The sequence below is a fragment of the Catellatospora sp. TT07R-123 genome (assembly GCF_018327705.1).
Classification (GTDB): domain Bacteria; phylum Actinomycetota; class Actinomycetes; order Mycobacteriales; family Micromonosporaceae; genus Catellatospora.
In genome coordinates this window covers 552,106-571,104 of the sequence record NZ_BNEM01000001.1, presented here as the reverse complement: position 1 = coordinate 571,104, position 18,999 = coordinate 552,106, and the positions used below count along the sequence as shown (strand labels likewise).

Below are 18,999 nucleotides of genomic sequence, written 5' to 3'. Positions count from 1 at the left end.
GTCACCGATGCGACGTCCCGCGTACCTCGCCGTGCTCCTGCTGCTCGTATCAGGACTGACCGGCGTCGCCGCCAGCCCGGCAGCGGCCGCCCACACCACCACCATCGTCAACTTCGACCCGGCCGGAAACCAGGTCACCCGCTACGACGTCGGCGGCAACGCCGTCGACGCGCACGACGGAGACCTGGCGCTGTTCGGCGGCCGCTACTACCTCTACGGCACCAGCTACGACTGCGGGTACGCCCTGTCGACCACCGGCACGCCGTTCTGCGGATTCAAGGTGTACAGCTCCACCGACCTCGTGGGCTGGACCGACGAGGGATACCTCTTCGACGCCGCGAACGCGCTGTGGCAGGGCAGGTGCGCCCCGCCGCGCTACGGCTGCTACCGCCCGCACGTGGTGTTCAACGCGGGAACCGGCATGTACGTACTGTGGATCAACAGCTACGACAACGCCAGCGGCTACCACGTCTTCACCTCGCCGACCCCGGCCGGACCGTTCACCGAGACCGCCGAGCCGACCATCGCCCTCATGGGCACGCCCGGCACCTTCGTCAACGGCGACCACGACCTGTTCGTCGACGACGACGGCACGGCATACCTCGCCTACACCGACATCCGAAGCGGCCACGACCAGATCATCGAGCGGCTCAACGCCGCCTACACCAGCGGCACCGGCAGCTACGCCCGGTTGAACTCGCTGCACACCGAGGCCCCGTCGATGTTCAAGCGCGACGGCGTCTACTACTACGTCTACGGACCGACCTGCGCCTACTGCACCGGCACCGCGACCTGGGTCAAGCGGGCCGCCACGCCGCTGGGCACCTGGTCGGCACCGGTCAGCGTCAACGCCAACTCCTGCGGCGGCCAGCCGTCGCTGGTGGCCGGGATCCCGACCACCACCGGCACGGCCTGGCTCTACGGCAGCGACCTGTGGAACGGGCAGAACAACGAGGCGCTGGCCAACTTCCACTGGGCGCCGCTGACCTTCGCCGCCAACGGGGACGTGCAGCCGTTCACCTGCCAGAACACCGTGACGCTCGCGCTGGCGACCGGGTCCGGATCCAGCGCGGCGCCCTCGGCGGACCGGGACCAGGCCAGTGGCACGGGCCGGTTCCGCACGTGGTGCGACATCCGCTCCGGTGGGCTGCGCCGGATGCAGACCTTCGTCGCCTCACGCAGCGGTACGCTCACCGGTGCCTCGTACACCACGTTCCAGCAGGGCGGCACCAACGCGGGGCTCCAGGTGAGCATCGTGTCGGTCAACGCGGGGCTCCAGCCCGGCACCACGCTGGCCACCACCACGGTGCCCGCGTCGTCGGTCGGCTGGGCGCCGCGCAACGTGACGGTCTTCCCGAACATCGCGGTCACCGCGGGCGTCCGCTACGGCATCCTGGTGCAGTCCACGACGACGTCGGGATGCTACGGCCTGACCTACGACGACGCGGCGCCCTACCCGGGCGGCGGCGAGGCGTACAGCAACGACAACGGTGCGTCCTGGAACGCCGAGCCGAACCGGACCTCGAAGTTCGAGACCACCATCGGCGCCACCAACACGGCGGCCGGCGGCGCACGGGCGTCGAGCAGCTCGGCGGAGTTCTCCGGCTGGGGCGTGGCCATGGTCAACGACGGGCTGAAGACCTCGACCCCGGCCTCCATGGGCTGGTCGTCCAACGCCAACCTGGGCGCCAACCACACGGAATGGGTCCAGGTGGACCTCGGCGCGCTGCGCTCGGTCGAGCGGGTGACGCTCTACCCGCGCGCCGACGCCGGCAACGCGGGCCAGGGCTTCCCGGTGGACTTCCGGGTCGAGGTGTCCAGCAACGGCAGCACGTGGTCGACGGCGACGGTCCGCGCCGGTTACCCCGCCCCGGCCGGAGCGTCGGCGCAGCAGATCGTGTTCGGCGCGCAGAGCGCGCGGTACGTCCGGGTGGTGGGCACGAGCCTGTGCAACACGAACCCGAACGATCCGACATACCGGATGCAGTTCGCCGAGCTGGAGGTCTACTGACAGCGAGGACCGGGACCGGCCGGGTCAACCCGGCTCTGCCGGTAGCGAACTCGGCTGTCAGGCAGCGGCCGGGCTGGCTATAAAAGACCCATGCTGAATCCGGCGGAGAGGGCTCACGCCCCGTCGGCCCAGCGCCGAGTGCTGCTGCGCTCGGCGCTGGGCGAATCACTGCGGCGCCTGCGCCTGGAACAGGGGCGTACGCTGGCCGAGGTCGCGCTGGCGGCGCGGATCTCGATGCCGTACCTGTCCGAGGTGGAGCGCGGTCTCAAGGAGGTCTCCTCCGAGGTGCTCGCGGCGCTGTGCCGGGCGCTGGGCATCGAGCTGCCGGATCTGCTCGTAGCCGTGGCCTTCCACATCTCGGCGGACAGCGCGGCGGCCAAGGTGCGTCCGGTCCGCGGGACGACCGTGGGACGGCTCGGCGACACGGCGCCGCCGCCCCGGCGAGCCGGCGACGCCTACGCCCTGGCCGCCTAGCCTCCCGGTGTCGTCTTCACGGTGTCGTCTTCACAGTGGAGATGACCTCGTCGGCCAGGCCGTACGCGACAGCCTCGGCGGCGCTGAACGTCTTGTGCCGGTCGAGGTCGTGCCGGATCTTCGGCGCCGGGTGCCCCGTGTGCCGGCTGAGGATGTCGTCCATCTCGGCCCGCACCCGGGACACGTCACGCGCCCGGATCGCCAGGTCCGGCAGCGTGCCCTGCGCCACGTCGAAGGAGCCCTCCTCCGTGGACGGCTGATGCAGCACCACCTTGGCGTGCCGGAGCACCGACCGCTTCCCGGCCGTCCCCGCCGCCAGCAGCACGGCCGCCGCCGAGGACGCCTGCCCGATGCACAGGGTGGCCACGTCCGGCCGGACGTACTGCATCGTGTCGTAGATCGCGGTCAGCGCGCTGTAGGAGCCGCCCCGTGAGTTGATGTAGAACGAGATGTCCAGGTCGGCGCTCTCGGACTGGAGGTGCAGCAGCTGCGCGATGATCACGTTGGCGACGTCGTCGGTGATCTCCGTGCCGAGGAAGATGATCCGCTCCGACAGCAGCCGGGAGTAGATGTCGAAGGCGCGCTCGCCGCGCGAGGTCCGCTCGACGACGGTGGGAACCGTGTAGTGGCCCATGGCTACATCCCCACCCGCTGCTTGACCATGCGCGGGCGGATCTCGTCGAGGTGCCCGACGATGTGGTCGACCATCCCGTAGTCGAGCGCCTCCTGCGCGCTGAACCAGCGGTCGCGCTGCCCGTCCTCGACGATCGCGGCCACCGGCTGGCCGGTGTGCCCGGCGGTCAGCGTGTTCATCAGGTTGCTGATCCGGTCCAGCTGCCCGGCGTAGATCTCGACGTCGGCCGCGGTGCCGCCCAGGCCGGCCGACCCCTGGTGCATCAGGATCTGCGCGCTGGGCAGGGCGAACCGCTTGCCCGGCGTTCCGGCACACAGCAGGAACTGGGCCATGCTCCCGGCGAGTCCCATCGCCACGGTGATCACGTCGTTGGGGATGAGCTGCATCACGTCGTACACGGCCAGCCCCGCGAGCACGGACCCGCCCCGCGAGTTCAGGTACAGCGCGACGTCGCGGCGCGGATCCTCCGCGGACAGCGTCAGGAGCTGAGCGCATATCCGGTTGGCGATCTCGTCGTCGACGTCGGATCCGAGCACGATGATCCGCTCATGCAGCAGCCGGTTGTTGAGTTCGTCGTCCAGCGTGGCGGTGACGCCCATGGGTGTACTCCTGTTCTCTGGGCCGTTCACGCTCCACGATCAGGCCCGCGGGTGCGGCGTACCAAGGGAATCTGCTGTCAGCGACTTAGCCCGGGGCAGATCGGCGGCCGGGCGGGCGCGGCTGCGGCCCTCACGGCCTGAGGAAGAGCCGGGGAAACCTGAGCGCCAGCCAGGGCCGCCGCCCGTAGGACAGCGCCTGCCCGGTGGCGATCATGCGCCAGACCGGTACCCGGCCGAATGCGATCATCAACGCCGCCACCGGCGCCAGCGAGAGCGCGCAGTCGCTGCGCCCGAACTGCCCGGGTTCACCCACGCGGACGTCACCGCCGGCGAAGGCCATCGCGAACCTCCCGGCGCCGCGCAGCCTGACGTCGTAGACGGCACAGGTGTCGGCCGCCGCCTCCCGGTCCAGCACCGACGGCAGCATCCGCGTCATCACCGTCGGCGTGACCAGCGCCGCGAGGCGCCGGTTCGGCCGGTACGCCAGGCCCAGCCCCCGGTGTATGTCGCCGCTGTGCACCAGGGTCTCGGACCCGATGAGTGCCGCGAGCGTCGAGCCCGCGAGCACGAACGACGGCCCGTACCAGGGCGCGGGGACAGGCCGGTCGAGGTCGGTCGCCGAGACGGCCGACAGCAGTGCCTCGCCCGCCAAGGCCAGCTGCTCGGCGGCCTCGGCCGCCGAGGCGAACGCGTATCGGCTGACCACGTTCGCGTTCGTCGCGGCGACCTGCCGCGGGAGGGTGTCGTGTACGCCGATCTCGGTGAACAGGCTGCTGACGTCCTCGTCGCGCAGGGCCGCGGCGAAGACGCCGTAGACGGTGAACAGGTGCATCGCGACCTGCCCGACCGTCCAGTCGAGCCCTGGCACGGGCCGCTCCAGCGACCGGCCGCCGCGGATCACGTCCGCCAGTCCCGCCACCTGCCCGCGCAGTTCGAGCACGACGGCATCACGGTCGAGTGGCATCATGCCGCGGCATGCTACTCGGCAGTAGCGCGCCGCGACATGACGGTGCCCGCGTGAGCCGGGCTGTCGCGGATGCCCGTGCCGGTCGGCGAGCCACCGTGCCGGGGCTCGCCGACCGGGCTCCGCGTGCTGTCAGGGGTGACGACCCGACCTCAGTACTTGGTGTAGGCGACCGATTCGTATCGGGCGGTCAGCGGCGTCCCGGGGTAGGTGAAGGGGCCGAGCCAGCCGTCGACGCCGATGCCGGGCCACAGGTTGGCCATGATGCGCTGGGGATGCGTGGGCAGCGGCCCGCGCGAACCGTTCTCCTGGTGGACGAGCCGGCCGTCGACGAACCAGTTGATCGTGCCCTGGTTCCACCACTCGATGGCGTAGTTGTGGTACCCCGTGGAGGCGTCGAAGCCGAGGTTGATGATCGTCTCGTGCCCGCCGACACCGTTGGTGAAGTAGTTGGTCTGCATCTGGGTGGTGTTCTTGCCGAGGATCTCGATGTCGATCTCGTCCCAGGGCTGGTTGTCGCTCGGCCCGGTGTAGGTGAAGAACGACGTCACCGTGCCGGAGCGTTTGACCGCCATCATCCGGGTCTCGAACCGGCCGTACGAGTACAGGTCGGTGGTCCGGAACTCGCCGGAGGCGTAGGGCTTGCCGGAGCATCCGCCGGGGCACGAGGCGGTGTCCAGGTTGATGCCCATGACGCCGCCGTTGAACCAGACGTGGTCGGCGCGCCAGCCGACGTTGAACATGCTGCCGTTGCTCCAGCCGTCGGACTTGTACCAGCGGCTGGTGTTGAACGAGTTGAAGTTGTCGGTGAAGCTGCCGCCGATGGCGGCGTAGGCGCCGGACGGGATCTGGACGGCGCCGGTGACGGCGGCCAGCGCCATCGCCGCGGCGATGGCGAGGGTGCGGGTGAGGCGTTTCATTGCCTGCTCCATCTCTGGAGGCGACCGCGGGCAAGCGGTCTGCCGTGGACGGGAACTGCGGCAGCCGGTGCGGGGCGGCTGACGAATAGCGAGCAGTGATCTGGAAGGGCTTCCAGTCACTTCCAGTGGTCCAGCGGCGTCATCGCAATGATGTGCATGAATCAAAATGCTGTCAAGTGCACTTCGCGGTACCGATCCGCAACTTGGCATTTACACGCCGGCAGCACGCGTGTAGCTTCCAAACTGGAAGCGCTACCAGTTCCTCGGTCGAGATGTGCCCTGCGCCGGGCTGGGTGGTCGCGGCGGCGTCAACGCACGTGGCACCTGCGGGCCGACCGGGGAGGCGGGTGCTTCCGCGCATGCGGGTGGCGGTCTTCGGCGCGTGCCGGCGCGCGGCCGGGGACCGCCGCCCGCCGCGGCGGGCGGCCCGGACCGGTCGGCGGGAGTGCGCCGGTCAGTGGTGGACGGGGGTGCGGGTCGACCCGCGGACCACCAGGCGGGCGGGCAGGATCAGCGGCGTCGGCTGCGCGCCGTCCAGCACGGACAGCAGCATGCGGGTCATCTCCGCGCCCAGCGCTCCTATGGGCTGATGGATCGTGGTGAGCTGGGGATCGGTGTGCTGTGCGGTCGGCAGATCGTCGAAACCGATGACGCCGACCTCCCCGGGAACCGCGCGGCCGTGCGCCCGAAGGATTCGCAGCGCACCGGCGGCCATGTTGTCGGACGCGGCGAACACCGCGTCGAGGTCGGGATGCGCCTGCAACAGGCGGGTCATCGCCGCCGCGCCCCCGGCCTCACTGAAGTCGGCGTGTTCGACCCGCTGCGCCGGGAGTTCCGCGACCGCCATCGCGTCGCGGTAACCGCGGTAGCGCGATTCGGCGACGTCGAGGCTGAGCGGTCCGGTGATGGTGGCGATCCGGCGGTAGCCCGCCTCGACGAGGTGCTCGGTGGCCAGCCGCGCGCCGCCCCGGTTGTCGGTGTCGACGTACCAGCGGGGTTCGCCCCGCAGCGGCCGTCCGCCGAACACCACCGGCACCGTCGTCTGCTCGGCGAGCTTGGCCAGCGGATCGTCGCCGTGCAGGTTCATCAGCATGATGCCGTCCGCGCGGCGCGACCGCACGATCTGTTGCAGCTTGACCCGCCCCTCGGGCCGCCCGGCCAGCACCAGGGTCAGGGTGAAGTCGGTGGGCTCCAGCGCGACGCTGATGCCGTAGATGACCTGGGCGAAGAAGGCGTCGGCGAAGATGCCGGGCACGTCGGTGGCGACCGCCAGGACCACCGCGCCCACCCGGTTGGTGGCCAGCGCGCGGGCGGACGGATTGGGGACGTAGCCCAGTTCCCGGACCGCACGCTGCACCGCCGCCCGCTTCGGGGCGCTGACGTTGCCGACGTTGTTGATCGCCCGGGACGCGACCGAACGCGACACTCCCGCCCGCTCGGCTACGTCGTCGAGGGTGGGCGAGCGGTCGGGCGGCGCGGTGTCCATGAGCGGGGACCGGTCTTTCATCGCGGGGATCAGCGGGACTCATAGTAGGGCAGCCGAGGTGTGGCGAGGCGTGGCGAGGCGTACGGCGCTTGCCGGAGGCGCAAGCCGTCCGCCCGTGCCCGTGGCCGCCCACTGGTCCGGCTGTTGGAAGCGGTTGCAGTGTCCATAATCGCCGTCTGCCATTGACAGTGCAAGGTGGATCGGTGACGATGCATCAAGAAACTGGGAGCGCTACCAGTCCGTCCCCATCGCTCCGAGGAGACTCGATGCACCGACGACGACGGCTTCTTGCCTCAGCGCTGGCCGCAGCCCTGCTGGCAGTGGCCGCCACCCCCGCATCGGCCGCCGGGCCCGTCGCCCCGGCCCGACGCGTACTGCCCGCCGACACCCGCTTCTACGTCGACCCCGCCGCGGGCGGCGCCGGCCAGGCCCTCGCCGACCTGCGCGCCGGCGACTTCGCCGACGCCGTGCGGATGGCCAAGCTCGCCACCTGGCCGCAGGCGATCTGGATCGACAGCGGAACACCCGCCGAGATCGGCACCCGGGTGCGGAAGATCATGGCTGCCGCCCGGTCGACGCGGACCGTTCCCGTACTGGTTAGCTACTTCATCCCCGGGCGTGACTGCAGCCTGTACTCCGCCGGCGGGGCGCAGACGTCCGCCGAGTACCGGGCCTGGATCGCGGCGTTCGCCGCCGCGATCGGCGACGGCAGGGCCGTGGTCGTCGTCGAGCCCGACGGACTGTCGCTGCTGCCCAAGGACTGCGCCGGCGGCATCGACCCCACCGGTGAGCTGACCGCGCAGCGCCTGGCGGATCTGAAGGCCGCGGTGGGCCTGTTCGGTGCCCGGCCCAACACCTCGGTCTACCTCGACGCCGGCAACAGCGGCTGGCAACCCGTCGGCGTCATCGCCGAACGGCTGCTGCAGGCGGGCGTCGACCAGGCTCGCGGGTTCGCCCTCAACGTCTCCAACTACTGGCGCACCGAGCAGAACACCAGGTACGCGACCTGGGTCGCCGAATGCGTGTGGTGGTCGACCCGCGGCCCGGACTGGGCCCGCGGCCACACCGACTGGTGCGCCAGCCAGTACTACTCGGCCGCCGCGCCCAATGACGGACAGCCCGGCAACGCCGTCGTCTACGAAGACCCGGCGACGTGGCACTGGACCGACGCGTGGTTCGACCAGAACGTCGGTGCGCCGCCCCTCGACGAGCTCACCCACCACGTCGTCGACACCAGCCGCAACGGCATCGGCCCCTGGACCGCCCCCGCCGGCCGGTACACCGATGCCGAGACCTGGTGCAACCCGCCGCAGCGCGGCATCGGCGCCCGGCCGACCGCCGACACGGGCCTGCCGCTGACCGACGCCTTCCTGTGGATCAAGACCATCGGCGAGTCCGACGGCAGCTGCAAGCGCGGAACGCCCGGACCCGCCGATCCCGAGTACGGCACCGTCGACCCCGCCGCCGGTGCCTGGTGGCCCGACATGGCCCATTGGCTGGCCGACAACGCCGCACCCGCCCTCACCTTCAACCCCGACCTGCTGCGCTGACACACCGGCGGGGCGCCCACCCGGGGCGCCCCGCCGAGACCCGGGCCTGCGCTGCCCACAAACTGGGCCCTGCAACCGTCGCCCGATGAGGACTTCGCCTCATGCTCCGATCCACGACCGTAACTACGTTGAAAAGCTCCCGTTCTTTCGCGAAACGTAGGGAAGGTCGCGCATGACAAGAGACTGGATCAGGCGGCCGATGCGGATGGTGTCGCTCGGCGTCGGCGGTGCGGCCATGGTCGCGGCTGCGGCCGTGGTCGCCCTGGCCCCGTCGGCGCACGCCGCTGAACTGGTGGTGCAGGCCGAGGCGTACTCGGCTCAGTCCGGCGGGGTCGTCGAGACCACCGTCGACACCGGTGGCGGCTCCGCCGTGGGCTACCTGTCCCGCGGGGACTGGCTGCGCTACGACGGCGTGGACCTGGGCGCCTCCGGCGCGATGGCCGTCTCCGTCCGCGTCGCCTCCGCCACCGGCGGCCCGGGCACGGTCGAGCTGCGCACCGGCTCGCTCACCGGGCCCGTCCTGGCGCAGTTCACGATCACGGCCACCGGCGGCTGGCAGACCTGGGCGACCCAGACGGTGAGCCTCACCAGCCACCCGGCGGGCGCCCAGTCGGTGTACGCCGTCATGGCCAACGCCGGCAGCGGCGCGGACTTCGTCAACCTCAACTGGCTCTCCTTCAACACCGGCGGCCAGGCCAGCGGCTGGATCAACGTCGACCCGGTGAAGTGGAACGCGCAGCTGGCCGCGTTCCGGGCGATGGCCATGGCTCCCGCACCGCCCGACGCGGTACGCGTGCCGGAGTTCAACGCGACGTGCACCTACAGCCACTCCCTCAAGGACGACCCCATCGTCTTCCCCCGGCTGCCCGGCGCCTCGCACATGCACACCTTCATCGGCAACCGCAGCGCCAACGCCGGCTCCACCGTGGACAGCCTGCGCGCCAACACCGCCACCACCTGCGCACCGACCCCGGCCGACCTCTCGGCGTACTGGGTGCCGACCCTGTACGAGCGCGGCACCGCCGTCGAACCGAAGGGGATCGTGGTGTACTACGGCTCGCGGCTGGCCGATCCGAGCCGGACCGTGCCGTTCCCGCTGGGCTTCGAGATGATCGCGGGCAACGCGCGCCTCCAGGAGCCCACCCCGGCGGGAACGGTGAACCAGTTCTACTGCGTCGGCGGGACCACCGGCGGCGCGATCGGCCGCAGCGCCGACGGCAACTGGCCGGTCTGCGCGCCGGGCGGGACGCTGATGTTCCAGCTCGTGTTCCCGGACTGCTGGGACGGCACGCACCTGGACAGCCCCGATCACAAGTCACACGTGGCGTACACCCCGAACGGGACCTGCCCGGCCGCGTTCCCGGTCGCGATCCCCTCGGTCTCGTTCGTCATCGCCTACCCCACCACGGGCAGCGCGGACGGTTTCACTCTGGCGTCGGGGATGGCGTCCTCCATGCACGGCGACTTCTTCAACGCCTGGGACGACGACGCCCAGGGGCACCGGGTGAAGAACTGCATCGTGCAGTCGGCCAAGTGCAACAGCGCAGGCCAGTTCTGAGTACGGGTCGGGGCGGGTGCGCTACATGGCACCCGCCCCGACGCGGGTACGGCCTCAGCTGACCGTGACCGTGTCGATGTCGGGGGCCGAGCCCGCGTCGTTGAAGAAGCTGATCCAGCAGGTGCCCTCGGGCAGCCGCACCCGCACCGAGACGCGCGCCGGGATCAGCCAGCTGCGGGCCCCGGCCAGCGTCAGCTCCTGGACCGGCCCGTCGTCGACGGCGAACTTGAGGGTACGCGGCAGCTCGGTCTCGTAGACGATGGTCAGCGTCCGCTCACCCGCCCGCGGCACTCCCGCGATGCGGACCGCGAGGGTGTTCGGGCCGCCGATGTAGCCGACCCGGCTGCCGTCCACGCAGCTGGGGCAGGCGATCACCCGGGCGCCCACGCGGATGTTGACCGGATCGGCGGCGTGCACGGTGATCGGCCGGAACCGGCTCGCCGCCGACGCGGCCGCCCTCGGCGTCGTCGGCGGCGGCTCCGCCTTCGACGGGGACGGCGCCGGGGGCCGCGGGCTGGGCAGCGGCGAGGGCGGCATGACGCTCGACCCGGCGCTCTGTTGCACCACCGGCGCCGCGCCGGGCCGGGGGTCCGGCAGGACCAGCGGCGGCACGACGGCGATGGTGGCGCCGACCGCCAGCACCAGGGCCGACCAGCCCACCACGCGCGAGGACACGACAGGCACGGCGCTACCCGCGCCCGGTCCACACGGCCACGGCCTCGGTGCGGCGGCGCACCCCCAGTTTGGCGAAGACGTGCTGGAGGTGGTTCTTGACCGTCTTCTCCGTCAGCATCAGCCGGTGGGCGATGGCGGCGTTGGACAGTCCGAGCGCGAGCTGCGCCAGCACCTCCTGTTCCCGCCGGGTCAGCCCGTACCGGGAGCGGGCGAGCCGCTGCCGCTCGGCGAGGTCGCGGCGGCTGCGCTCGTGCTCGGCCTGCTCGCGTACGGCCGCCGCCGCGACCGCCGCCGCGACCGGGGAGAGCCAGCCGTGCCCAGCTGCCACCGCCACGACCGCCCGGTGCAGCTCCGGCGGATCGAACGCGCCGTGGACGAGGTAGCCGCTCGCGCCGCCGCGCAGCATGCCGGTGATGAGATCCGCGCTGGCGTCGCTGGTGAGCACCAGCACGCGGGTGTGCGGGGTCAGCTCGCCGAGCACCGAGAGCCCGTCCGCCACCGGCATGCGGTGGTCGAGCAGCGTGACCGCGGGCCGGTCCCGGCGGGCCAGCGCCACCGCCTCCCGCCCGTCGGCGGCCTGCGCGCAGACGTATACGTCCGGACACAGCGCGAGGTAGCCGCTGAGCGCCGCCCGGACGATCGGGTTGTCGTCCACCACCATGACCGAGATCATGACGAGGCCCCCGCGTACGACGCCGTCCTCGGTGACCCGTCCGCGACGACCGTCTCGACGACGGTCCCCCGGCCGGGCGCGGAGACGACCCGCAGGGTGCCGTGGACGGCGGCGGCCCGCTCGGCCATGCCGATCAGGCCGAAACAGCCGCTCCACCCGGCCGGGACCCGAAACCCGCAGCCGTCGTCGGCGACGCGCAGCCGCACCACCGCACCGACCTGCGCAAGTTCCACGGTCACCGACGTCGCCCCGGCATGGCGCGCGACGTTCACCAGCGACTCGCGCAGGATCTGGCCGAGCTCGTAGCGCAGGTCCAGCGGCAGGTCGGTGGGTGCGGCGGACACCCGCACCGCGACCCCCTCGCGTCCGGTCCACTCGCGGCAGATCCGGTGCACCGTCGCGGCGAACTCGCCGTCCGGATCGTCCAGCCGCAGACCCTCCAGGACCTGCTGCGCCTGGTGCACGGCCGCCGTGGCCCCGGCCGACACCGTCGCGGCCAGCTGCTCGGCCAGGCCCGGCTGCCGCCGCAGCGAGGCGGGCAGTGCCAGCGCCGCGAACGAGACCCCGCGCAGCGTCTTGGTGACCGAGTCGTGCAGCTCGCGGGCCAGCCGCGCCCGCTCTGCCGCGGCCGCCGTGCGCTGCGCCGACGCGACCAGGCGTACCGCCGACTCGACCTGCCCGGCCAAGGCGGCCGTCGCGGCGGCGGCGCCGACGGCGGCGAGCACGTTCGCGATGGGGAAGGCCAGGACGAAGCCGGCCAGGCTCGCCGCCGACCCCACCGAGCCGAGCAGCCGGGCGGCGACCAGGTAACCGAGCCCGGCGTAGCACGCGGCGGGCAGCAGACCCCGGTAGCCCGCGAGCACCCCCGCCAGCGCGCTCGCGCCGACGGCGCCGCAGAAGAACGCGACGTCACCGCCCCCGAGCCCGAGGACGGCGAGCACGGTGGCGGCGTCCGCGGCGAGGACCGGCACCGGTCGGCCGACCAGGCGGGGGTCGCGGGCCAGGCAGACCAGGGCGACGGCTGTCGTGACCAGGACGAGCAGGAGCACGGCGAGCAGCGGTGCGGGGCGGGCGCTCAGGCGCAGGACACCGCCGGTGACGGTGAGGGTCGCCGCCGCTCGGCCGAGCAGCACGGCCCGTGCGACAGCCGCTCGCGCGACGGTGCGGTCGAGGTGTCCGGCAGTCGTGTTCATGAATGTGCCTCAGGCGTGGGCGGTACCTGACGATCTTTCGGGGAGCGCTCTCTGAGGATCGGCCAACCGATCGGCCGTTGTCAACCCGCGGCCGGTATGCCGGAGGACGTCACCCACTCGTGATCGTTTAGGGATTCTCACGGCCTTGGCGGCAGTGGGAGACTCCGGACGTGGCACCGAACGCGAAACCTGGTCACATCCGGCACGTCGGGTTCTGGGTGACGCGGCTCGTGCGCGCCGAGGGCGTCGGTCCGCTGCGGCGACGGGCTCAGCGCTGGCTGCAGCGGCGTGCCGATCCGCGCCGCCGGCTCGCCGCCACCCTGACCGCGCGCCACCTCCGCCAGCTCATGGCCGACACGCCGTACGAGCCGCCGACGGGCACCGCGGCCCACCTGGCGCAGGAGACCATCCGCGCCGTGTTCGGCGATCCGCACGCCGTCCTGCTGCTGGCGCTGCCCGACGACCGCGGCTGGGTCGACGTCGACGACCAGCCCGCACCCGGGCCGCTGGAGCGCCGCCACGGACATGTCGAACTGGTCGCCGGAACCGGTGGGCGGGTCATCGCCTACTTCCTGCGCGCCGCCGACACCGGCGCGGGTCCGGCCGGTGCCGCCGGGGTGGTCGACGAGCTGCGCGTGCTGATCGAGCGGGCGGTGTTCCGGGCCACGGTACGGGACCAGGCCGAGCGCATCGTCCGGGAGCGGGAGCGGGCAGAGCGGGCGGCCATGGCCGAGCGGATCCGGCTGGAACGCGACCTGCACGACGGGGTCCAGGGACGGCTGCTGGCGCTGGCCCTCAACTTGCAGCTGGCCCGCCACGCCGTCGCCGACTCGGCGACCAGCGACCTGCTGGCGGACTCGATCCAGGACCTGCGCATCGTGCTGGACGACCTGCGCGGCATCGCCGCGGGCCACGCACCGAGCCTGCTGATCCGGCAGGGTCTGGCCGCGGCCGTCCACGACCTCGCGTCGAGGCTGCCGCAACCGGTCGAGGTGGACGTGGCCGACGTGCGGTGCGAACCGGCGATCGAGGCGGTGGCGTTCTTCGTCGTGGCGGAGGCGCTGACCAACGCCGTCAAGCACGCCCGCGCGCAGCGCATCGAGGCCCGGGTGACCGCGTCACCGGCCGCGCTGCATCTGGAGGTCACCGACGACGGCCGCGGCGGCGCGGATCCCGCCGGCGGCGGTCTCCGCGGCATCCAGACCCGGGTGGCCCTGGCCGGTGGCGTGCTGACCGTCGGACAGCGGGCCGGCGGGGGAACGGCCGTCCGGGCCCAGCTGCCTCTCAGTCCGCCAGGAAGGCCGTGACCGCGTCGTAGAACTCCGCCGGACGGCGGCTGTGGACCAGATGCCCCGCCTCGATCGTCACCAGGCGGGCGCCGGGCACCGCCGCGGCCACCAGCTCCAGCCGTTCCAGGGAGAGGTGGCTCGCCGGGCCGCCCCACACCACCAGCGTCCGGGCCCGGATCGCCGCGAGCTGCCGCCACCAGTCGGTCTGGGGCTGCCGCAGCTGCCGCAGGGCCGAGACGACAGCCCGGCGGTGGAAGCCGCGCCGGAAGATGAGCAGGCCGAGGCTCTCCAGCAGGAACCGGGGCGCCAGCAGGCCGTCGTCGTCGGCGTCGTCCCGGGACGGCACCGGCGGCTCCTCCAGGATGAGATGGCTGACCAGCTCAGGCCGCGCGTACGCGACGAGCGACGCGACATGCGCACCCAGCGAGTGGCCCACGACGGCCACCTGCTTCAGCGCCAGCGCGTCGAGCAGGCCCACGACGTCGGTGCAGTACGCGTCCAGCGGATAGGACACGGCCCGGGTGCTGCCGCCGTGCCCCCGCAGATCGACCGCCACGGTGCGCCAGCCCTCTGCCGCCAGCGACGACGCGAGCCGGTCCCACGTCGCCGAACTGCTCGCACCCCCGTGCAGCAGCACCAGCGCCGGGGCGTCGGGGCGCCCGTACTCGCGGTACCGCACGTCTATGTTGCCCAGCGCCATGGTGAGGACGCGGGGCGCGACATCAGCCACCGCCGTCGATGCAGAGGTTCCGGTCATGCGAACAAGCTACTGCCCACCTGTTCCGCCGGTGGTCCGGACTTCCTATCATGCGGCCGTGATCATCGAAGCGACCGCCCGACACGGCCCCCGCCCCACACCGGTCCCGGTGACCGCGTGAGCACGTCCGCGTTGCGGGTCGTCATCGCCGAGGACATGGCTCTGCTGCGCGACGGCATGACACGCCTGCTCACCGCCGCCGGTATGCAGGTCGTCGCGCAGGTCGAGGACCCCGACGCGCTGCTGGCCGCGGTCGCCGCGCACAGCCCCGACCTCGCCGTCGTCGACGTGCGCATGCCTCCCACCCATACCGACGAGGGCGCGCGGGCCGCGCTGCACCTGCACGACGCCTATGCCGACCTCGGTGTCATGGTGCTGTCCCAGGTCATCGAGCAGACCCTGGCGGCCCGGCTGGTCGCCGACCCGCCGCCCCGGTTCGGCTACCTGCTCAAGGACCGGGTGCTCGACGTCGACGAGTTCGTCAGCGCGCTGCACCGGATCGCCGCTGGCGCGACCGTCGTCGACGCGCAGATCGTCGACCGGCTGCTCGGCAACGCCGCCGACGGCCGGCTCGACGTGCTCAGCACCCGCGAACGGGAAGTCCTCTCCCTGCTGGCCCACGGCCTGAGCAACGCCGCGATCGGCCGTCGGCTGAGGGTCTCCGAACGCACCGTCGACGCCCATCTGCGGTCCATCTTCGCCAAACTCGATCTGCACCCCAGCGCCGACGAGAACCGCCGGGTACGGGCCGCGCTGGCCTGGCTCGGATCGGCGCCCACGCCGCCCTGACCTGCGGTGGCTGACCCGGGCCGGTGCGGGCGGCGCCGACGTGCCGCCCGCACCGGGTGGTCAGCCACCGCAGATCGCCAGCGGCGGGGTGTTGCGGGTCTTGTCGATGATCGTGTGCCTGGTCAGGTTCCGCGGCTCCCACGGCTTCAGGGCCTGGCCGAAGAGCTTCCCGAGCGCACCCTTTACCGCCTCGTTGGCTTCGAGCCCGGCCCCCGAGATCGCCGTCACGGTGAGCGTGGCGCTGCGGCACAGCACGATGCCCAGGTCGGAGCCGCGGGTGATGCCGATGGTGAGGATGAGCTTGCCGTAGGGCCCGGCCTGCAGGGCGAGCAGGCCGAAGCCCAGCTTCACCGTCATCGCCGCGCCCCAGACGACCCCGTTGATGCCCAGCGACGCCCCGCCGATGGAGTTGGTGATGCTCTGCAGGGTGCCGAGCACGGGCGCGGTGTCGCCTCCGATCGCCCCGTCGAGCGACCACTCGCCCTCCGCGTTCAGGGTCGAGTTGCGCGCGCTGAAGGCGGTCTCCAGGTACAGCTTGAAACCGACCTTCAGGGTCATCGGGATGCCGTACACGAGCAGCTGCCGGCTGACCAGCTGGATCGGCAGGTCCACGCGGTAGCCGACGTTGCCGGCCAGGCCCCTGCCGCTGCCGCCGTCGAGCTTCACGCCGACCGAGCGGATGCCCTCCACCAGGACCTTCGGGTTGCGGGCGACCTCGATCGCACCGTCGCGGATGCTGATGTCGGCGCGGAACCTCGGCTCGGCGTAGGTGACGTGGAACTCGCTGATGATCTTCGTTTCGCGCTGGTCGAGCGTCGCCCGGAAGCCCAGCCGGTTGCCCTCGTTGACCACCGAGTACGTCCAGTCGCCCGGCAGCGTCGGGCCGTACTCGGCCGAGCCGAGCAGGCCGGCGGCGCGCGCGTTCGGGACGTATCTCATGTGCGGCGAGGTCGTCCCGCTGGCGGGTGTGGGCGCCGGGGTCGCCTCGACGCTGGAGTTCATGTCGCGGAACAGGTGGCCGCCCGGCACCGTGCCCGCGTCGGCGACAGTCGCCTGGTCGAACGACAGCGGCTCGTCCGCGGCGATCCGGCCGTCGCGGACCACGTCGGTCAGGTCGACCGGGGCGACGGTGACGACGACGTCCCCGTCCGCCTTCTCGGTGCGTACCACCCGCCCGACCGCGACCGCGCTGGCGAACATCACCTTCCCGGGTGCCAGCTCGTCCACGCCGTCGGCGTCGCCGTCCATCGTGAACGTCATCGCCGCCGGGTCCATCGCCCGGATCGCGGTCGGGCCGCCGCCGATGAGCACCACGTCGGGCTGCAACGTCACCGAGGAGTCCGGCTGCGGCGCCATGCCGTAACGGGCCTGCGCCTCAGCCGCCGACAGCTCGTCGGGCCCGCAGCCCACCAGGCCGAACGCGGCGGCCGTGAGCAGCACCGTCAACAGTGTCCGGGTCTTCATCGCAGTGCCTCTCCGGTGGCGGCGGTCCCCAGGTCGATCCCGGCGGTCGTCTCGGCGAACTTGTCGGTGAACAGGTCGGCGATCTCGTCGACGCCGCGGACGGTGAGGCCGAGCCGACCCGGTGTGTACGAGTCGGGCACCGAGAACAGCACGCTGAGCTGCTGCGTCTGTCCGGGCTGGAAGTCGCCGATGCCGCCGTCGGCGACCGCCTGCGTCAGATAGCCGCCCTCGGCCAGCAGGAACACCATCCCGGCCGGACGGAACACCAGCCCGAGCGCGCGCGACCGGGCCCCGGGCGCGCAGCTCACCGTCAACCGCAACTCCAGCTGCCGGGTGCCCGGCCCCGCCGCCGGCGTCCCGGTGAGCATGCCCAACCGGTAGGACGTGACCTGCACCGACCAGTCACCGGACACGACGGGCGGCGCGACGACGGGCCCTTCGGTCACCGCTGACGGGTAGGCGGGCACGGTGGAGGCGCTGCCCAGCGGCAGGCTCGACGCGACACTGTTGGACGGGCCGACCAGCAGCGCCGTGCCGGCCGGGTCCAGCCGGTCGACCCCGTCGAAACGCAGCGTCACCGCGGTCGTCCCGGCCGCCGCCACGGACGTCGGACCGACGATCGCGCCCTGGTGGTACCGGCCGCCGTCCACCAGTGCCGCGTTGAACGAGAACTGCGGCGGCACGTACAGCGGGCTGGTCGGGTCGGCGTCGTCGCCGGTCAGGTAGCGGACCTGGCCGTCGACGGTGGCCGACTGCGCGACCGGGTCGAAGCGCAACCGCTGGGGGGTGAACTCGAACCCGGCGACGTTGACGCCACCGACCGCCAGGTTCACGTCGACGGCGGCGGCCGGGGCGGCCGACGGGCCGGCGGCGAGCACCGGCACCGGCGGCGCCAGAGCCGGCCCGGGGTCCTCGATCGGCGCACCGGCGCCGACCGGCACCGCCGCCTCGGCATACACGATCTTCTCCGGGTGGAAGGTGGAGAACCCCGTCGACGACACGCTCGACAGCCGCAGCCGGTACGTCCCGGCGTAGTCCGCGGGCACCGGGAAGTCGATCCAGTTGCCGCCGAACACGGTCCAGCTGCGCGGGATGACCCCGGGGCTCTGGTCGAGGGCGCTGACCGGCGCGTCCGCGCCGGGCGGGACCAGCGTCAGGTGCTCCTGCGGGAAGAACCCGTTCACCGGGTCGAACCGGTGGGCGTACGCGTCGAAGTCCAGCCGCAGGATCCGCCGCCCCGGGTCGGCCTGCTGGTTCAGCACGCCGATGGAACCCGCGTAGACCCGCGCCCGGGTCACGTGCACCGTGTACTTGCCGTTGCGCAGCCACACGTCCAGGGCCTGGGCGGTCGGCGTGAACACCGTCGACTTCGCACCGTCCAGCGCGACGACCGCCCGTTCCCGCTGCTCGCCGCCGAACAGCACGACACCTCCGGCGGTCGGGTCGGTCGGGGTGGCCACCGCGACGTAGGTGAGGTCGGCGACCGCCCGCGGAGGTATCCGCGGCGAACCGCTCGTGGTCATGGGCACCTCGACCCCGCCGCTGCGCAGCCAGCCCAGGACCGTCGTGTCGGCCCAGGCCCCGCCGATGTTGCGCAGCCGTACCGCCAGGCGGTACTCGGCGCGGGCGGGGTCGTGCACCGCGTCGCCGACGGTGGCGAGGAAGGAGCCGTACTGGAAGGTGACGCCGACCGAGTGCCGGACCTGGCCCGGGGCCAGCACCAGCGCGGGTGCCGCCTCGCTCGCGGCCGCCGCCGGTCGCTCGCCGCCGGACGAGCAGCCGCCGAGGACCAGGACGGCGGCGAGGGCGGCCGCGCTCCACCGGGCGCTCACGGGGCCTCCTCCGCCGGCTCGGCGGAGCAGGCGGGATCGATGATCACCGCGGCGGGGCCCCGGGCGGGGGGAGCACCCGACGCCCTGCCGTCCGGCTGTAGCGCCGCGGCGCCCTCGTCGGGGCTCGGCGG

The 18,999-nt window shown here is 72.5% G+C and carries 16 protein-coding genes and 1 pseudogene; 6 read left to right on the top strand and 11 right to left on the bottom strand.

Features of this window, described 5'->3' with window-relative positions:
• The first annotated feature begins 7 nt into the window (after positions 1-7).
• Together Cs7R123_RS02395 and Cs7R123_RS39895 are read left to right on the top strand one after the other, a co-directional pair.
• On the top strand, positions 8-2,011 hold the full coding sequence (locus tag Cs7R123_RS02395; RefSeq protein ID WP_212823091.1) for a family 43 glycosylhydrolase: 2,004 nt from the start codon (positions 8-10) through the stop codon (positions 2,009-2,011).
• Between the two features lie 90 nt (positions 2,012-2,101).
• A pseudogene (locus Cs7R123_RS39895) lies at positions 2,102-2,347 on the top strand (helix-turn-helix domain-containing protein); the annotation flags it as partial.
• Positions 2,348-2,501: 154 nt separating this feature from the next.
• Here Cs7R123_RS39895 and Cs7R123_RS02385 read toward each other — a convergent pair.
• From Cs7R123_RS02385 to Cs7R123_RS02365, 5 genes are all read right to left on the bottom strand, one after another.
• A complete protein-coding gene (locus Cs7R123_RS02385) occupies positions 2,502-3,119 on the bottom strand; it encodes an ATP-dependent Clp protease proteolytic subunit (RefSeq protein ID WP_212823089.1) in 618 nt (205 codons plus the stop codon).
• 2 nt (positions 3,120-3,121) lie between these two features.
• A complete protein-coding gene (locus tag Cs7R123_RS02380) occupies positions 3,122-3,718 on the bottom strand; it encodes a ClpP family protease (protein WP_212823088.1) in 597 nt (198 codons plus the stop codon).
• Positions 3,719-3,848: 130 nt separating this feature from the next.
• A complete protein-coding gene (locus tag Cs7R123_RS02375) occupies positions 3,849-4,685 on the bottom strand; it encodes a maleylpyruvate isomerase N-terminal domain-containing protein (RefSeq protein WP_212823087.1) in 837 nt (278 codons plus the stop codon).
• Positions 4,686-4,834: 149 nt separating this feature from the next.
• Complete coding sequence (locus Cs7R123_RS02370; protein ID WP_212823085.1) at positions 4,835-5,602, bottom strand: glycoside hydrolase family 16 protein; 768 nt, start codon at positions 5,600-5,602, stop codon at positions 4,835-4,837.
• A 454-nt stretch (positions 5,603-6,056) separates the two neighbouring features.
• Complete coding sequence (locus Cs7R123_RS02365) at positions 6,057-7,109, bottom strand: LacI family DNA-binding transcriptional regulator (RefSeq protein ID WP_212823083.1); 1,053 nt, start codon at positions 7,107-7,109, stop codon at positions 6,057-6,059.
• Positions 7,110-7,354: 245 nt separating this feature from the next.
• Here Cs7R123_RS02365 and Cs7R123_RS02360 point away from each other — a divergent pair, with 245 nt between their 5' ends.
• Positions 7,355-8,638, top strand: a complete 1,284-nt coding sequence (locus Cs7R123_RS02360) for a glycoside hydrolase family 6 protein (RefSeq protein WP_212823081.1) — start codon at positions 7,355-7,357, stop codon at positions 8,636-8,638.
• Between the two features lie 172 nt (positions 8,639-8,810).
• Positions 8,811-10,196, top strand: a complete 1,386-nt coding sequence (locus tag Cs7R123_RS02355) for a DUF1996 domain-containing protein (RefSeq protein ID WP_244871553.1) — start codon at positions 8,811-8,813, stop codon at positions 10,194-10,196.
• Positions 10,197-10,250: 54 nt separating this feature from the next.
• Here Cs7R123_RS02355 and Cs7R123_RS02350 read toward each other — a convergent pair whose 3' ends face one another.
• The 3 genes from Cs7R123_RS02350 to Cs7R123_RS02340 are packed head-to-tail and all read right to left on the bottom strand — an operon-like array spanning position 10,251 to position 12,737.
• Entirely contained in the window at positions 10,251-10,880 is a 630-nt protein-coding gene (locus Cs7R123_RS02350; RefSeq protein WP_212823080.1) for a hypothetical protein, read from the bottom strand.
• 4 nt (positions 10,881-10,884) lie between these two features.
• Positions 10,885-11,532 carry a response regulator transcription factor gene (locus Cs7R123_RS02345; RefSeq protein WP_212823079.1) on the bottom strand — a complete coding sequence of 216 codons (648 nt, stop codon included), beginning with the start codon at positions 11,530-11,532 and terminating at the stop codon, positions 10,885-10,887.
• 8 nt (positions 11,533-11,540) lie between these two features.
• Complete coding sequence (locus tag Cs7R123_RS02340; RefSeq protein WP_212823078.1) at positions 11,541-12,737, bottom strand: sensor histidine kinase; 1,197 nt, start codon at positions 12,735-12,737, stop codon at positions 11,541-11,543.
• Positions 12,738-12,907: 170 nt separating this feature from the next.
• On the opposite strand from Cs7R123_RS02340, the gene Cs7R123_RS02335 reads away from it, so the two are divergent.
• A complete protein-coding gene (locus tag Cs7R123_RS02335) occupies positions 12,908-14,044 on the top strand; it encodes a sensor histidine kinase (RefSeq protein WP_212823077.1) in 1,137 nt (378 codons plus the stop codon).
• Here the strand turns inward: Cs7R123_RS02335 and Cs7R123_RS02330 are convergent.
• On the bottom strand, positions 14,022-14,783 hold the full coding sequence (locus Cs7R123_RS02330) for an alpha/beta fold hydrolase (protein WP_212823076.1): 762 nt from the start codon (positions 14,781-14,783) through the stop codon (positions 14,022-14,024). The two genes, Cs7R123_RS02335 and Cs7R123_RS02330, sit on opposite strands and share 23 nt — an antisense overlap.
• A 117-nt stretch (positions 14,784-14,900) precedes the next feature.
• Here Cs7R123_RS02330 and Cs7R123_RS02325 point away from each other — a divergent pair, with 117 nt between their 5' ends.
• The gene (locus Cs7R123_RS02325; protein ID WP_280517267.1) at positions 14,901-15,572 is read left to right on the top strand and encodes a response regulator transcription factor; all 672 of its coding nucleotides are present in this window, start codon (positions 14,901-14,903) and stop codon (positions 15,570-15,572) included.
• Between the two features lie 60 nt (positions 15,573-15,632).
• Here Cs7R123_RS02325 and Cs7R123_RS02320 read toward each other — a convergent pair whose 3' ends face one another.
• Both Cs7R123_RS02320 and Cs7R123_RS02315 read right to left on the bottom strand, forming a co-directional pair.
• The gene (locus Cs7R123_RS02320; protein WP_212823075.1) at positions 15,633-17,036 is read right to left on the bottom strand and encodes a hypothetical protein; all 1,404 of its coding nucleotides are present in this window, start codon (positions 17,034-17,036) and stop codon (positions 15,633-15,635) included.
• Positions 17,033-18,868, bottom strand: a complete 1,836-nt coding sequence (locus Cs7R123_RS02315) for a hypothetical protein (protein ID WP_212823074.1) — start codon at positions 18,866-18,868, stop codon at positions 17,033-17,035. Before Cs7R123_RS02315 ends, Cs7R123_RS02320 begins: the two co-directional genes overlap by 4 nt.
• Positions 18,869-18,999: the final 131 nt, after the last annotated feature.

Coding starts and splice junctions, on each gene's coding strand:
- Cs7R123_RS02395 (WP_212823091.1), top strand. CDS start 8: ATGCGACGTCCCGCGTACCTCGCCGTGCTCCTGCTGCTCGTATCAGGA.
- Cs7R123_RS02385 (WP_212823089.1), bottom strand. CDS start 3,119: ATGGGCCACTACACGGTTCCCACCGTCGTCGAGCGGACCTCGCGCGGC.
- Cs7R123_RS02380 (WP_212823088.1), bottom strand. CDS start 3,718: ATGGGCGTCACCGCCACGCTGGACGACGAACTCAACAACCGGCTGCTG.
- Cs7R123_RS02375 (WP_212823087.1), bottom strand. CDS start 4,685: ATGATGCCACTCGACCGTGATGCCGTCGTGCTCGAACTGCGCGGGCAG.
- Cs7R123_RS02370 (WP_212823085.1), bottom strand. CDS start 5,602: ATGAAACGCCTCACCCGCACCCTCGCCATCGCCGCGGCGATGGCGCTG.
- Cs7R123_RS02365 (WP_212823083.1), bottom strand. CDS start 7,109: ATGAAAGACCGGTCCCCGCTCATGGACACCGCGCCGCCCGACCGCTCG.
- Cs7R123_RS02360 (WP_212823081.1), top strand. CDS start 7,355: ATGCACCGACGACGACGGCTTCTTGCCTCAGCGCTGGCCGCAGCCCTG.
- Cs7R123_RS02355 (WP_244871553.1), top strand. CDS start 8,811: ATGACAAGAGACTGGATCAGGCGGCCGATGCGGATGGTGTCGCTCGGC.
- Cs7R123_RS02345 (WP_212823079.1), bottom strand. CDS start 11,532: ATGGTGGTGGACGACAACCCGATCGTCCGGGCGGCGCTCAGCGGCTAC.
- Cs7R123_RS02340 (WP_212823078.1), bottom strand. CDS start 12,737: ATGAACACGACTGCCGGACACCTCGACCGCACCGTCGCGCGAGCGGCT.
- Cs7R123_RS02330 (WP_212823076.1), bottom strand. CDS start 14,783: ATGACCGGAACCTCTGCATCGACGGCGGTGGCTGATGTCGCGCCCCGC.
- Cs7R123_RS02320 (WP_212823075.1), bottom strand. CDS start 17,036: ATGAAGACCCGGACACTGTTGACGGTGCTGCTCACGGCCGCCGCGTTC.